Source organism: Xanthomonas sp. NCPPB 3174 (genome assembly GCF_056725205.1).
Map to the genome: position 1 here is coordinate 2858480 of NZ_CM161517.1, position 14999 is coordinate 2873478.

At 71.3% G+C, this 14999-nt stretch carries 11 protein-coding genes; 6 read left to right on the top strand and 5 right to left on the bottom strand.

The window, feature by feature from the left end; translation table 11 throughout:
* Positions 1 to 21: 21 nt before the first annotated feature.
* From AC1PK7_RS12695 to AC1PK7_RS12710, 4 genes are all read right to left on the bottom strand, one after another.
* On the bottom strand, positions 22 to 2208 hold the full coding sequence (locus AC1PK7_RS12695) for a PAS domain S-box protein (RefSeq protein ID WP_481098363.1): 2187 nt from the start codon (positions 2206 to 2208) through the stop codon (positions 22 to 24).
* Between the two features lie 119 nt (positions 2209 to 2327).
* Entirely contained in the window at positions 2328 to 2804 is a 477-nt protein-coding gene (locus AC1PK7_RS12700; protein WP_481100895.1) for a GNAT family N-acetyltransferase, read from the bottom strand.
* Positions 2805 to 2821: 17 nt separating this feature from the next.
* Positions 2822 to 4444, bottom strand: coding sequence for an FMN-binding glutamate synthase family protein (locus AC1PK7_RS12705; RefSeq protein ID WP_481098364.1), 1623 nt, complete (start codon positions 4442 to 4444; stop codon positions 2822 to 2824).
* A 148-nt stretch (positions 4445 to 4592) separates the two neighbouring features.
* Positions 4593 to 5882 (bottom strand): nucleotide sugar dehydrogenase, encoded by a 1290-nt coding sequence (locus AC1PK7_RS12710; RefSeq protein ID WP_481098365.1) that lies wholly within the window; start codon positions 5880 to 5882, stop codon positions 4593 to 4595.
* A 364-nt stretch (positions 5883 to 6246) separates the two neighbouring features.
* Here AC1PK7_RS12710 and AC1PK7_RS12715 point away from each other — a divergent pair, with 364 nt between their 5' ends.
* Together AC1PK7_RS12715 and AC1PK7_RS12720 are read left to right on the top strand one after the other, a co-directional pair.
* A complete protein-coding gene (locus AC1PK7_RS12715; protein ID WP_017911090.1) occupies positions 6247 to 6570 on the top strand; it encodes a hypothetical protein in 324 nt (107 codons plus the stop codon).
* Positions 6571 to 6585: 15 nt separating this feature from the next.
* Positions 6586 to 6762, top strand: a complete 177-nt coding sequence (locus tag AC1PK7_RS12720; RefSeq protein WP_010341034.1) for a hypothetical protein — start codon at positions 6586 to 6588, stop codon at positions 6760 to 6762.
* A gap of 78 nt (positions 6763 to 6840) precedes the next feature.
* Here the strand turns inward: AC1PK7_RS12720 and AC1PK7_RS12725 are convergent, their stop codons facing one another.
* The gene (locus tag AC1PK7_RS12725; protein ID WP_481098366.1) at positions 6841 to 7821 is read right to left on the bottom strand and encodes a LacI family DNA-binding transcriptional regulator; all 981 of its coding nucleotides are present in this window, start codon (positions 7819 to 7821) and stop codon (positions 6841 to 6843) included.
* A 162-nt stretch (positions 7822 to 7983) separates the two neighbouring features.
* On the opposite strand from AC1PK7_RS12725, the gene ptsP reads away from it, so the two are divergent.
* From ptsP to AC1PK7_RS12745, 4 genes are all read left to right on the top strand, one after another.
* Positions 7984 to 10497, top strand: a complete 2514-nt coding sequence (ptsP, locus tag AC1PK7_RS12730; RefSeq protein ID WP_481098367.1) for a phosphoenolpyruvate--protein phosphotransferase — start codon at positions 7984 to 7986, stop codon at positions 10495 to 10497.
* Positions 10494 to 11447: a 1-phosphofructokinase gene (pfkB, locus tag AC1PK7_RS12735; protein ID WP_420010051.1), complete on the top strand. Its 954-nt coding sequence runs from the start codon at positions 10494 to 10496 to the stop codon at positions 11445 to 11447. The genes ptsP and pfkB overlap by 4 nt, the downstream gene beginning before the upstream one ends.
* 55 nt (positions 11448 to 11502) lie before the next feature.
* Positions 11503 to 13233, top strand: coding sequence for a PTS fructose transporter subunit IIC (locus tag AC1PK7_RS12740; protein ID WP_481098368.1), 1731 nt, complete (start codon positions 11503 to 11505; stop codon positions 13231 to 13233).
* Positions 13234 to 13325: 92 nt separating this feature from the next.
* The gene (locus tag AC1PK7_RS12745; protein WP_150408945.1) at positions 13326 to 14594 is read left to right on the top strand and encodes a carbohydrate porin; all 1269 of its coding nucleotides are present in this window, start codon (positions 13326 to 13328) and stop codon (positions 14592 to 14594) included.
* The last annotated feature ends 405 nt before the right edge of the window (positions 14595 to 14999 follow it).

Here is a 14999-nt window from a genome sequence, read left to right on the forward strand (position 1 = left end):
CCTCGCGCCGGCGGACCGCGCTCAGAGCGTTGCGATCTGCACCCGCGCCTGCGGATCGCGCTTGGCCACGTACATGGCCTCATCGGCGCGCTGGGTGAGCAGCACCGGATCGAAGCCGGGGCCTGCCTGCACGGCGATGCCGATGCTCGGCTGCAACGGCAAGTGCCGACCACTGACCTCGCAGCCGTCCGCGCTCGCCTCCATGATCCGCGCCGCGGCAGCCAGCACTTCGCGCCTGGCGTCGGCCAGCCCTTCCAGCAGCACCACGAACTCGTCGCCGCCCAATCGCGCGATGCTGTCCTGCCCGCGCAGGCAGCGCTGCAGCAGCCGCGCGAAGTGCACCAGCAATGCATCGCCGACGTGATGGCCGAAACGGTCGTTGACGCTCTTGAAGTCGTTCAGATCCAGGAACATCACCGCCACCTGGCCCTGACTGCGGCGCTCGTTCATGCGCCGCCGCAGCGTCTGGTTCCAGGCCATCCGGTTCGGCAGCCCGGTCAGCTCGTCGCGCAGTGCACGCTCTTCCAGCAACCGCGCCAGCCGGGTCTGCCCGGTGATGTCGCTGATCATCAGGTGCAGGCCGACCCGCTGCGGCGCCAGCGCCACGTCCGGGATCAGGCTGAAATGCATGATCCGCAGGGCATCGGCGGCATCGCACAACTCCGCATCGAACTGCGCCGGCACGCCTTGCAGGGCTGCCGGCAGATGCGCTTGCAGCAAGGCCTGCTGCTGTGGATCCAGCACCTCGTGCAGGCGGCGGCCGATGATGCGCTCCGGCGCCAGCCCGAACCACGCCGCATACGGCCGGTTGACGAACTGGTAGCGCAGGTCGTGGTCGAGGTAGGCGATCAGCGCTGGCGCGTTGTCGGCGATGGTGCGCAGTTGCGCCTCGCTGTCGCGCAGGCGGTGCTCGGCCTGGTGCTGCTCGGTGATGTCCTGGATATGGGTGACGAAGTGCAGCGGACGCTGCTGCTCGTCGCGCACCAGCGACACCGCCAGGCGCACACGCACGGTATGGCCGTCGCGGTGGCGATAGCGCTTTTCGCTGCGGTAGTCGCTGCGGCGCCCGGCGATCAACGCGGCCACCTGTTCCATGTCCTCGGCCAGATCTTCGGGATGGGTCAGATCCTGGAAACGCAACTCCAGCAGTTCCTCGCGGCTGTAGCCGAGCATCGCGCACAAGGCGTCGTTGACGTCCAGCCAGCGCCCCTCCAGCGACACCAGCGCCATGCCGTGCGCGGCCGCCGAGAAGGCGCCGGAGAAACGCTGCCCCGCCAGCAGCGCCGCGTGCGACGCCGCGCGTTCGGCGCTGACGTCGCGCATCACGCACACCGCGCCCAGGCTGCGCCCATCGCCGCCATCCAGCCGTTCCGCATTGCACAGCACGCTGCGCGGCGCCTGCCCCTTGGCGGCAATCACGATTTCCGCATCGCGCACCGATTCGCCGCGCCAGGCACGGACCAGCGGCACTTCCTCGCTGGCCAGCGGGCGCCGGCCGCTGGCGTCGAACAGGTCGAAGTACTGCGCCCACTGCTCGGGCGGCAAGGCGCGCGGATCGGCCCCGTGCCACTGCCGCGCCACCTGGTTGAACTCCCCCAGCGTGCCGTCGGCCAGGCACGAGACCACGCCGTCGGGCATGGTTTCCAGCAGCAGGCTCAGCGTCTTGGCCTGGTCGTGGGCGATGCGTGCGTCGCGGCGCGCCTCCAGATGCGCGGTGACCTGCCTGGCCAGGCGCTGCAGACCTTCGCGCTGGCGTGCGTCCAACTGCCGCGGACGGATGTCGATCACGCACAGGGTGCCGTAGCTGTAGCCCTGGTCGCCAATCAGCGGCATGCCGGCGTAGAAACGCAGATGCGGCGCGCCGCACACCAGCGGGTTGCCGGCAAAACGCGGATCCAGCGTGGCGTCCGCCACCTCCAGCAACTGCGGCTCCAGCAAGGCATAGGTGCAGAACGCCATCTCGCGCGGATACCCGGTGGTGCCGGCGGGCAGGCCACAGCTGGCCTTGAGCCATTGCCGGCGTTCGTCGATCAGCGAGATCAGGGCGATCGGCACCTCGCACAGCCGGCTGGTCAGCCAGATCAGGTCGTCGAAGGTCGGCTCCGGCGGGGTGTCCAGCATCCCCAGCTCGGCCAGTGCACGCAGGCGCTCCGCTTCGTCGACGGGCAGCGGCGCGGGAACGACGTCGGGGACCGAGGGTTGGTTCATGCGCAGCACGCCGAGGAGGAACCGGCACGATAACGGGCGGCGACAGCGATGGCGAGCATTCGCCTTGCATGCGGCAGTGCAAAACGGCCGCGTCCACGCGATGTACTGAGATACCGACCTCAGCGTGGCGCGGCCGCGCCATGTTTCTCCATGAACACGCACTCCAGCACGATGCCGCTGGGATGGGGATAGCCTCCCTCGCGCACCACCACATACCCCTGCGAACGGTAGAACGCCACCGCGTTCAGTGCAGCGGCGACATGGATGCGCGGACATGCTACGAGGCGCAGTTCCAGTGCCTGCAGCAGGCGCCTGCCGAGGCCGCCGCCGCGCAGGGTGGGATCGACGAACAGGCCGTCGATCTCGGCACCGGCCAGGTCGACGGTGCCGAAGCCGAGCACGCGTCCGTCGCGATCCTCCGCGACGATCGCCCCACCCGCGGCGACCAGTCCGCGGTACGACGCCGGCGCCGGCGCCGCCGACCAGCGCGCGATCACCTCCGGCGGGTAGTGGCTGCAGCACACCTCGCGGACACAGCGGGTGCGCAACGCCCACAGCGTCGGGATGTCCTCGGGCACCCCGGGCCGCAACCGTATCGGCGGCGGCGCCGCGTTCATTGCGACTTGCTGTCGCGCAGGCGCCGGATCCGCTCCGGCGGCTGGAACGAATCGCTGCGCGCGTCGCCCCAGTAGTCATGGAAAACCGCGTGGTCGGGCACCGTGCGCAGCAGTTCGCCCGGCTCCAGGTAGCGGTACAGCGAGGCCAGCGAGCGGATCTCCACCTGCGAGATGCGGCGCAGGATGTGCTCCGGCCCCAGTTGCGAAGGATGCGTCAGCCCGGCGGCGCTGAGCAGTTCGCGCAGGGCCTTGAGCGTGTTGGCGTGGTAGTGCGCGACCCGGGTGGCCTTGTCGGTCGGGTCCAGGTGCTGCCAGCGGCGCCGGTCCTGGGTGGCGATGCCGGTGGGGCAGCGGTCGCTGTGGCAGCTCAGCGACTGGATGCAGCCCAGCGCGAACATGAAGCCGCGCCCGGCGTTGCACCAGTCCGCGCCCAGCGCCAGGGTGCGCGCGATGTCGAAGGCGCTGGTGATCTTGCCGGCGGCGCCGAGCTTGATGCGCTCGCGGATGTCCAGCCCGACCAGGGTGTTGTGGACCAGCAGCAGGGCTTCGTGCATCGGCACGCCGACGTGGTCGATGAACTCGGCTGGCGCCGCGCCGGTACCGCCCTCGGCGCCGTCGACGACGATGAAATCCGGGTACAGCCCGCTTTCCTGCATCGCCTTGGCGATGGCGAACCACTCCCAGGGGTGGCCGATCGCCAGCTTGAAGCCGGTCGGCTTGCCGCCGGACAGCTCGCGCAGCCGCGCCACGAACTGCAGCAGTTCCAGCGGCGTGGTGAACGCCGAATGCCGCGACGGCGAGACGCAATCCTGGCCCATGGCGACGCCGCGGGTGGCGGCGATCTCGGCGCTGACCTTGGCCGCCGGCAGCACCCCGCCATGGCCCGGCTTGGCGCCCTGCGAGAGCTTGATCTCGATCATCTTGACCTGCTCCAGCGTCGCGTTGGCGACGAAGCGCTGTGGGTCGAAGCGCGCCTCCTCGTCGCGGCAGCCGAAGTAGCCCGAGCCGATCTCCCACACCAGGTCGCCGCCGCACTCGCGGTGGTAGGGCGAGATCGAGCCCTCGCCGGTGTCGTGGTAGAAACCGCCCTGGCGCGCACCGGCATTGAGCGCGCGGATGGCGTTGGCCGACAGCGCGCCGAAGCTCATCGCCGAGATGTTGAACACGCTGGCCGCGTAGGGCTGCGCGCAGTCGGCGCCGATGGTGACGCGGAAGTCGTGGTCGGCGATCTCGCTGGTGGCCAGCGAATGGTTGATCCACTCGTAGTCCGGCGCGTAGGTGCTGCGCTGGGTGCCGAACGGCACCACGTCCATCACGTTCTTGGCGCGCTGATACACCAGGGCGCGCTGCTGCCGCGAGAAAGGCGCCTCCTCGATGTCGCTCTGCAGGAAGTACTGGCGCATCTCCGGGCCGACCGATTCCAGGCCATAGCGGAAATGCGCCAGGATCGGGTAGTTGCGGCGCAGGGTGCTGCGGGTCTGCAGCAGGTCCACGGTGCCCAGCCCCGCCAGCACGGCGAAGGCGGCCACGCCCCAGCCCCACAGCGGCCAGATCGCGCACAGGGCGATGGACAGCGCCAGCAGCAGGCAGCTGGCGAGATAGGCTAGGTAGCGGTGCATCGCGGTCCTCGCAGGCGTCGGAAGCCGGCGAGTGTAGAGGGTGTGGCGGTCATGGCGTTGCGACCGCCGCCGGGTCCGCTCCGCGCAGGTACAGCGTGCCGGTGCCAGGCGCGCCAGCGCTGTGGGCTGGCGCGCGCCCGCGCCCGTCTTACAGGCGGTCGTCCACCGCCGCGCGCGGCCACACCGACTTGACGTCGTAGACCACCAGCTCGGGCGTGCCGAGCGCGCGGATCTGCGCTGCGTCCAGGTCACGGTAGGCCGCGTGCGCCACCGCCAGCACCACCGCGTCGTAGCGGCCGGGCACCGGTTCGGGCAGCAGCTCGACGCCATGCGCCTGCGCCGCCTGCGGATCGGCCCAGGGATCGCACGCATCGACGCGGGCGCCGGCAGCGGCCAGCGCCTGCACCAGTTCCAGCGCGCGGCTGTTGCGCAGGTCCGGGCAGTTCTCCTTGAAGGTGACGCCGAGCACCAGCACGGACGCATCGGCCATCGCCACGCCCTTGCCGGCCAGCAGCGCCTGCACCCGCGCGGCGACATGCGCGCCGACCCGGTTGTTGACCTGGCGCGCGGTGTGGATCAGGTCCGGGTGATAGCCCACGCTCTCGGACTTGTGCAGCAGGTAGTAAGGATCGACGCCGATGCAATGGCCGCCGACCAGGCCCGGCCGGAACGGCAGGAAGTTCCACTTGGTGCCGGCGGCGTCCAGCACGTCCTGGGTGTCGATGCCGAGCCGGTCGAAGATCAGCGCCAGCTCGTTGACCAGGGCGATGTTGACGTCGCGCTGGATGTTCTCCACCACCTTGGCCGCCTCGGCCACGCGGATCGACGGCGCGCGCCAGGTACCGGCGGCGATGATGCCGGCGTACAGCGAATCCACCGCGTCGGCGGCGGCGGGGTTGGAGCCGGAGGTGATCTTGCGGATATCGGCCAGGCGCCGCTGGCGGTCGCCGGGGTTGACCCGCTCCGGGCTGTAGCCGCAATGGAAGTCGACGTCGCAGCGCAATCCCGAGCCCTGCTCGAGCAACGGCACGCAGACTTCCTCGGTGGTGCCCGGGTAGACGGTGGACTCGTAGATCACCAGGTCGCCGCGCTTGAGCACGCCGGCCAGCAACTCGCTGGCCTGGCGCAGCGGCTGCAGGTCGGGCTGCTCGTGCGCGTCGATCGGGGTCGGCACGGTGACGATGTACACGTTGCGGTCGCGCAGCGCGGCGGCATCGTCGCTGTAGCGCAAGTGCACGCCGGCACGCAGTTCCTCGGCCTCCAGTTCCAGGGTCTGGTCGTGCCCGGCGCGCAGTTGCGCCACCCGCTGCGCATCGATGTCGTAGCCGAGCGTGTCGTGGCGGGCGCCGAACGCCACCGCCAGCGGCAGGCCGACATAGCCGAGGCCGATCACGGCGATGCGCGGCGGCGCGGAATCGAACACGGGGGCGACGGACATGCCAATCCTTTACGGGCGCCGGCAACGGCGGCCGTCGGCGCGTGGTGGGGAACTCGGGCGCCCGCGGACGCGGACGTCGTGCATGGTAAGCCGCTGCAGCGGCGCGGACCAAGTCGACCGGGGGAACGCCGGGGTCGCATATGCGCGCCTCGTCTTCACACGCCGCGTCGGCCGCCTTCACAACGCCGTGTGTGAAAGTCGGCGTCCAACATCACGCTTTGTGGCCGAGTGGGCGCGCGTCTTGTCATCCACACCACATGAGCACCACCTCACCTTTACGCGCCGCGGCCTAGGGTGATGGAGCGGTGGCTGCCAGGGGGGCACCCTCCGCCTCCCTCTTTCCTCTCACTCAAGGAGAACTCGCGTGAGTCACGCTCCGAGCCTGCTCGTGGATGTCGAAGCCGAATTGGCGCATTGGAAGGCGCTGCACGCGGCGGGCAAATTGGGGTCGCAGTCGTTCAGCGAACATGCGCGCCTGATCAAGATGGCCTGCGATGTGTTCCTGCAGTTGCCGCGCGAATCCAACGACGTGCGGCTGCAGCGCCTGCGTCAGCGCTATGACGCAGAACATCCCTGGCCGCGCATCGCCTGGAGCGATGCCGAAACCCTGGTCGTCGCCTGCTGGGCGCGCCTCGACGGATCCGAGCAGCACGACCGCCATCCGGATCCGGCGCCCACCCCCGCCTGATCCAGGAGGTCCGTCATGTCCCCGCCCGCCAACCGCGACAACGCCCACGATTCCCAGCAACGCAGCCACACGCCGGACAAGATCCACAACGACGACGCGCAGTGGAAGGATCGCGACCAACCCGACAGCGACCCCAAGCGCGACCACGCCGATCCCGAGCACGACTACCCGCGACCGGACGGTAGCGAGTAAGCAGGCCACCACGCCCGCTGCGGCAGCGTACCGTCGCCGCAGCGGCACCCATCCCGCACCCTCACAACCCCGCGGCCATCAGCGCAGGCTCGATCCGCGCACGATGCAGCGGCCGCTGAGCACCACCTTGCGGGTCGGCTGCGTCGGCGCGTTCATCCGCTCCAGCAGCAACGACATCGCGGTACGTCCCATCTCTTCCACCGGCTGTTCGATCACGGTGATGCCGGGCTCGACCAGGTCGGTCCAGCTTTCGTTGTCGAAGCCGGCCAGCGCCAGATCCTGCGGAATGCGCAGGCCGGCGCCGCGCGCGGCCTTCATCGCGCCCATCAGCAGCAGGCTGTTGCTTGCCACCAGCGCGTCCGGTCGCGACGCCTGCGCCAGCCAGTCCTGAACCTCGGCGATCGCCGCCTCCGCGCTCGGCGCCACCTCGCGGTAGTCCGGTGCCAGGCCGTGCCCGCGCATCGCCTCCAGATAACCGTCGCGACGCTCGGCGGCGGTGCTGCTGGTCCTGCCGAACAGGCCGCCGATCCGGCGCACGCCCTGGCCGACCAGGTGATCGACCAGGGCCGCCATCGCCGCCGCATTGTCCAGCACCACGCTGTCGTGCGTGCCGCGCTTGCCGGCGCGGTCCAGCAGCACCACCGGATGGTCGAAGCTCAAAGTGCCCAGTTGGCTCTGGGTGGTGCGGGTGGGGGCGAAGATCAGCCCGCTGACCCGCTCTTCCTGCATCAGTTGCAGGTACAACGCCTCGCGCTGCGGATCCTCGTCGGTATTGCACAGGATCACGCGCATGCCGGCGCGGTAGGCCACGTCCTCGACCGCGCGGATCGCCGCGGTGAAGAACGGATTGCGGATGTCGGCGACGATCAGGCCCACGACCCCCGAGTGCTGCGAGCGCAGCCGCCGCGCCATCAGGTTGGGGCGGTAGCCGGTTTCGCGCACCGCCGCTTCCACCCGCGCGCGCACCTCCTCGCTGACCGGGCCGTGGCCCAGTGCGCGCGACACCGTCGAGGTGGAGACGCCGGCGACCCGCGCCACGTCGTGGATGCTGACGCTCACTGGCAACGTTCCCGCTTGTTTTCCATGTCGACCCCCTGTCTTTGTGGCGCCTCCGGATAGTAGCACCAGGCTTTTCCGAAGGAATTGTGCACTGCACATTGACGATCGACTGGGAACGTTCCCACACTGCGCCCACTCGTCGCCCACCCTCAAGGACTCCGCGTGTCCCAGACGCCCTCCTCCTCCCTGGTTTCCAGCGACCTGGTCCGGGTCGCCGCCCAGGCCCACGACAAGGCCGACGCGATCGCCCAGGCGGCGCAGTTGCTGGTCGCCGCCGGCTGCGTGCCGCCGGCCTACGAGGCCAGCATGCTGCGCCGCGAAGCACTGGCCAACACCTTCCTGGGCCATGGCGTGGCGATCCCGCATTGCACCGGCGAGGACCGCCACCTGGTGCGCCGCGACGGCATCGCCGTCCTGCAACTGCGCGACGGCGTGGAATGGAACCCGGGCCAGACCACGCGCCTGGTGGTCGCCATCGCCGCCCAGTCCGACACCCACATCGCCGTGCTGCGGCGGCTGACCCGTTTGATCCAGGACCCGCCGCGGCTGGAGGCGCTGTTCGCCAGCGACGACCCGCAGACGATCGTCGCCGCGCTGAGCGAGGACGCGGCCCCCACCGCGCCCACCGCCCCGGCCAGCGACCTGGCCGAGCGCTTCGACTGGACCGTGCGCTACCCCACCGGCCTGCACGCACGCCCGGCCACGCGCTGGGTGGAAACCGCGCGCGGCTTCGCCGCCCGCATCCAGGTGCGCGCTGGCGACCAAGTCGGCGACGCCAAGAACCTGGTGTCGCTGCTGCAACTGGGCCTGCACGCCGGCGACACCGTGACCATTTCGGCCGAGGGCCAGGACGCCGCCGCGGCGCTGGCGCGGCTGCGTAGCGTGATCGACGCGCTGACCGCGCAGGAGCAGGCCGACGCCGAGGCCGCCGCGCAACGTCGCGCCGCGCCGGTCGCCGGCTGGACCCCGCCGCAGGCGCAGCCGGCCATCGTCGGTATCGGCGCCAGCCCCGGCTTGGCGATCGGCGTGGTGCACAAGCTGGCCGGCCATGACGTTGCGGTGGCGGACACGCCGGTGCCGCTGAGCGACGGCGGCGCCCTGCTGCACGACGCCCTGCAGCGCACCCGCGCGCAACTGCAGGCCATCGAGGACGACACCCGCCGCCGCCTCGGCGCCGGCGATGCGGCGATCTTCCGCGCCCAGGCCGAACTGCTCAACGACACCGACCTGATCACCCTGGCCTGCCAACTCATGGTCGAGGGCCACGGCGTCGCCTGGTCCTGGCAGCAGTCGGTCGAGCGCCTGGTCAACAAGCTCTCGGCGCTGGGCAATGCGGTGCTGGCCGGACGCGCCAGCGACCTGCGCGACGTCGGCCGCCGGGTGCTGGCGCACCTGGATCCCAGCCTGGCCGGCGGCAGCCTGGCGCAGCTGCCGGCCGCGCCGTGCATCCTGCTCGCCCACGACCTGTCGCCGTCGGATACCGCCAACCTCGACACCGCGCGCGTGCTCGGCCTGGCCACCGCCGTGGGCGGCCCGACCTCGCACACCGCGATCCTCTCGCGCACCCTCGGCCTGCCGGCGCTGGTCGCCGGCGGCGCCGACCTGCTGGACCTGGAGGACGGCGCCACCGTCATCGTCGACGGCACAAGTGGCCGCCTGTACCTGGCGCCGTCGGAGGCCGACCTGGCCTCGGCCCGCGCCTACATCGACGAACAGCAGCAACTGCGTGCGCGCGAGGCCGAGCAACGCAACCAGCCGGCGCAGACAGAGGACGGCCATCGCCTGGAGATCGGCGCCAACGTCAACCTGCCCGAGCAGGTCGCCGCGGCACTGGCGCAGGGCGCCGAGAGCGTGGGCCTGATGCGCACCGAATTCCTGTTCCTGGAACGCGGCAGCACCCCCAGCGAGGACGAGCAGTACGCCACGTACACGGCGATGGCGCAGGCGCTGGACGGCCGCGCGCTGATCGTGCGCGCGCTGGATATCGGCGGCGACAAGCAGGTCGCGCACCTGAACCTGCCGCGCGAGGACAACCCGTTCCTGGGCGTGCGCGGCGCGCGCCTGCTGCTGCGCCGCGCCGACCTGCTGCAACCGCAGCTGCGCGCGCTGTACCGCGCGGCCAAGGACGGCGCGCGCCTGGCGATCATGTTCCCGATGATCACCTCGGCGGCGGAACTGCTGACGCTGCGCGCCGAATGCGAGCGTCTGCGCGCGGAACTGCAGGCGCCGGAGGTGCCGCTGGGCATCATGATCGAAGTGCCGGCCGCGGCGATCCAGGCCGATGCGCTGGCGAAACACGCGGACTTCTTCTCGGTCGGCACCAACGACCTGACCCAGTACACCCTGGCCATCGATCGCCAGAACCCGGACCTGGCCGCCGAGGCCGACAGCCTGCATCCGGCGGTGCTGCGGCTGATCCGCACCACCGTCGAGGGCGCGGCGCGTCACGGCCGCTGGGTCGGCGTGTGCGGCGGCCTGGCCGGCGATGCGTTCGGCGCGGCGCTGCTCGCCGGGCTGGGCGTGCACGAACTGTCGATGACCCCCAACGACATCCCCGCGGTGAAGGCGCGCCTGCGCGGCAGCCGCCTGGACGCGCTGCAGGCGCTGGCGCAGCGCGCGCTGGAGTGCGAGAGCGCGGCGGATGTGCGCGCGCTCGACGGCGGAGCCGACGCATGAGCGTCGATGCCGTCACCGTCACCCTGAATCCGGCGATCGACCTGACCGTGGCGATCGACCGGCTGCAACCGGGCCAGGTGCACCGTGCGCGCAGCGCCCATGCCATCGCCGGCGGCAAGGGCATCAACGTCGCTGCCTGCCTGGCCGATGCGGGCCTGCGCTGCGCCGCGCTCGGCGCACTCGGCGCGGACAACGCGCAGGCGTTCGAGGCGCTGTTCGCCGAACGCGGCATCGACGACCGCTGCCTGCGCGTGCCCGGCGACACCCGCACCAACCTCAAGCTGGTCGCCGCCGACAGTGGCGCCACCACCGACATCAACCTGCCCGGCCTGGCGCTTGACCAGGCGCAGCTCGACAGCGTCGGCGCGCGCCTGGCCGAACTGCTGCGCCCCGGCCTGCCGGTGGCGCTCTGCGGCAGCCTGCCGGCCGGCCTGGCCGAGGACACCTGGCGGCACCTGCAGGCGCAGGCCGCCGCGGCCGGTGCGCGGGTGCTGCTGGACACCAGCGGTGCGCCGCTGCACGCCGCCCTGGACGCGCCGCGCGCGCAACTGCCGTTCGCGATCAAGCCCAACCGCCACGAACTGGAGGAGTGGGCCGGCGCGCCGCTGGCCAGCACCGCCGACCTGCTCGGCGCCGCACGCGCCTTGCTGGCGCGCGGCATCGGCCTGGTGGCGGTGTCGCTGGGCAGCGACGGCGCGCTGTTCGTGCGCGGCGAGCAGGCGCTGCTGGCGCAGCCGCCGCAGGTGACCGGTGGCAGCAGCGTCGGCGCCGGCGACGCGATGGTGGCCGGTCTGGTCGCGGCATTGCGCGCCGACGCCGACCTGGCGACCTGCGCGCGCCAGGCCACCGCCTTCGCCGTGGCCACGCTGGGCAGCGGCGTCGCCCGCCGCCTGCCGCGCGAGCGCCTGGCCGACCTGGCCGCCGCGGTCCGCGTGGAGACCCTGGCATGACTTCCGTCGCGTCGCTGCTGTGCGCCGCGCCCTCTTGCGCTCATCGGGAGCCCGCATGAATCCGATCCTCGTGGTGATCGCCGCCGGCGATCGCAGTACCGAAGCCGTCCTCGCCGCCGAGGCGCTGCGGCATGCCGCCACGCTGCGGGGCGCCGTCCTGCAGGCCGAGGTGCGTACGCCGCAGGGCGTGATCGCCCCGCTGGACCTGGCCGCCGCATCCGCCGCCGCGCCGCTGCTGCTGGTCGGCGACGGCGAGGTCGATGCCGCCCGCTTCGCCGGCCGCCGCGTGCAGCGCAGCGCGCTGGACGCGGTGCTGGCCGACGCCGGCGCGGTGCTGGCGCCGCTGCTGGCCGCCGCGACGTCCGACGCCGCCGCCGTGCCGGCCGCGGCCGACAGCACCGAGGGTGCCGGCAAGCGCATCGTCGCCATCACCTCCTGCCCCACCGGCATCGCCCACACCTTCATGGCCGCCGAAGGCCTGCAGCAGGCGGCCAAGCTGCTGGGCCACCAGATCCGGGTGGAAACCCAGGGCTCGGTCGGCGCGCAGGACGCGCTCAGCGCCGAGGAGATCGCCGCCGCCGACTTGGTGCTGATCGCCGCCGACCGCGAGGTCGACCTGGGCCGCTTCGGCGGCAAGCGCCTGTTCAAGAGCGGCACCAAGCCGGCGATCAACGACGGCCCGGGCCTGATCCGCAAGGCCCTGGCCGAGGCCAGCGTGCACGCCGCCGGCAATGGCGGCAGCGCGCCGGCCAAGGCCCAGGGCGGCCGCTCCGCCGGCCCATACAAGCACCTGATGACCGGCGTGTCGTTCATGCTGCCCTTCGTCACCGCCGGCGGCCTGCTGATCGCGCTTGCGTTCGCGCTCGGCGGCATCTACGCCTTCGACGACGCGCACAAGGGCACCCTGGCCTGGTCGCTGTTCCAGATCGGCGCCAAGGCCGGCTTCACCCTGATGGTGCCCGCCCTGGCCGGCTACATCGCCTACTCCATCGCCGACCGCCCCGGCATCGCCCCCGGCATGATCGGCGGCATGGTCGCGGCCAACCTCGGCGCCGGCTTCATCGGCGGCATCCTGGCCGGGTTCATCGCCGGCTACGGCGTGGCCGCGCTGAACCGGGCGATCAAGCTGCCGCGCACGCTCGAGGGCCTGAAGCCGGTGCTGATCCTGCCGGTGCTGGGCACCCTGCTGGTCGGCCTGGCCATGCTCTACGTGGTCGGCCAGCCGGTGGCCGAACTGCTGGCCTGGCTCACCGAATGGCTGCGCGGCATGCAGGGCAGCAGCGCCGTGCTGCTGGGCCTGCTGCTGGGCGCGATGATGGCCTTCGACATGGGCGGGCCGGTCAACAAGGCCGCCTACGCCTTCTCCACCGGCCTGATCGCCAGCCAGGTGTACACGCCGATGGCCGCGGCGATGGTCGCCGGCATGACCCCGCCGCTGGGCATCGCCCTGGCCACCTGGGTGTTCCGCAGCCGCTTCACCCAGGACGAGCGCGGCAGCAGCGCCGCCACCGGCGTGCTAGGCCTGGCCTTCGTCACCGAAGGCGCGATCCCGTACGCCGCACGCGATCCGCTGCGCACCATCCCCGCGCTGATGCTCGGCTCGGCCCTGGCCGGCGCCATCTCGATGGCCGCCGGCGCCGAACTGAAGGTGCCGCACGGCGGTGTGTTCGTGCTGCCGATCCCCAATGCGGTCAGCCACCTGGGCATGTACTTGGTGGCGCTGCTCGCCGGCACCGTGGTCACCGCGGTGGCGCTGCGGGTGCTGAAGAAGCCGGTTCTCGCCTGATCCCGTCCATGCGCCGGCGCGTCGCCACGCGATGCCCCTCCCCCCGTCGCCGCTGGCGGCGCGCCGGCCTTTCCCTGCTGAGGAGTTCCGCCATGTCCCGTCCCCTCGTCTCGTCCCTGCCCCTGGCCACCCTGGCGCTGGCGCTCGCCGCACCGCTGGCCCACGCCCAGGACGCCAGCGACGCATTCAAGCTCAAGCTCGCCTACACCGGCGAAGGCGCCGTGTCGCTGGACGGCGGCAAGCATGAGGGCAGCGCCTACGCCGGGCAGCTGATGTTCGGCACCGACGTGGACCTGCAACGGCTGATGGGCTGGAACGGCGCCACGCTGAAGGTCTACGGCATCAATCGCCACGGCACCAACCTGGCCAACGGCAACATCGGCAACAGCACCTCGGTGCAGGAAATCTACGGCGGCCAGGGCACGCGCCTGGCCAATTTCACCATCGACCAGAAGCTGTTCAACGATCGCCTGGAACTGGAAGCCGGCCGCAGCGTGGCCAACATCCACTTCCTGGGCTCGGAGCTGTGCGGCTACTTCCAGGGCAACTCGGCCTGCGGCAACCCGACCTTCGTGTTCCGCACCAGCAACTTCACCTACTGGCCGGTGTCCAGTTGGGCCGCGCACGCCAAGGCCTGGGTGACGCCGAACGTGTATGTCCACGTCGGCGCCTACGAGGTCAACCCGATCCAGGCCGAACGCGGCCAGCACGGCCTGAACTGGAGCACCAACGACAGCACCGGGGTGATCGTGCCGTACGCGATCGGCTACAGCACCCAGGCCAGCGGCGCGCGCTTGCCGGCGATGTACGAGCTCGGCGGCTGGCAGGACAATTCCGACTACCGCGATCCGCTCAACGACCGCAACGGCAATCCGGCGCGGCTGAGCGGGCTGGACTACGCCACCCGCAGCGGCCGCTCCGGCGCGTTCTTCCGCTTCGAACAGCAGGTCACCCGCCCCGACCCGGACAGCAACCGCGGCCTGGTGCTGTTCGGCTCGGTGCTCAAGGGCACCTCCGGGCAGTTGATCGAAGACCATTTCCTGGAACTGGGCCTGGTCCAGCGCGGCACCTTCGCCAGCCGCCCGCAGGACAACATCGCCTTCGTCGTCACCCAGCAGCACTACAGCGACGACGCCCTGGAAGACCTGCGCCTGGCCCGCGCCGCGGCCGGCGGCAGCGGCACCCCGCACCGCTCGCAGACCATGATGGAACTGAGCTACGGCATCCAGGTGACCCCGCAACTGCGCATCGCCCCGAACCTGCACTACATCGTGCACCCGGACCAGTTCAACGAGCCGGCCCGTACCCGCGACCTGCCCAATGCCTTGGTGGCAGGGTTGCGCCTGGACTGGGCGCTCTGAGGGGCCGGGATTTGGGATTGGGGATTGGGGATTCGGGATTCGCAAAGGCGGCCGCTTGCAGCCTGAGGGGTCGCGTGCAGGTGTGGCGCTGACGGCATGGTGCAGACCGAGCCTGCCTGCGCATGATGCCGACATGATTCCCGCTCGATAGCGGCACGTTGAACGCACGAGGCCCCGGCATGCCGGGGCCTCGTGCGTTTTCTTCCCTTCGATTCCGATCGCCGTGGCGCTGCGCCGATCCGTCGGCGCCTGCGGGAGCGAAACGTGGCCGGCGAATCGAGATCCGTTCGATTCCGTGGGAGCCGTCTCCCTGGCGCGGGAGCGGTGACGTTGCCGACGCATGCATGATGCCGCCGCCCCGGGGGCGTGAGGATCGGCGGATGCCGCGGTCAGCTATAGGATTTT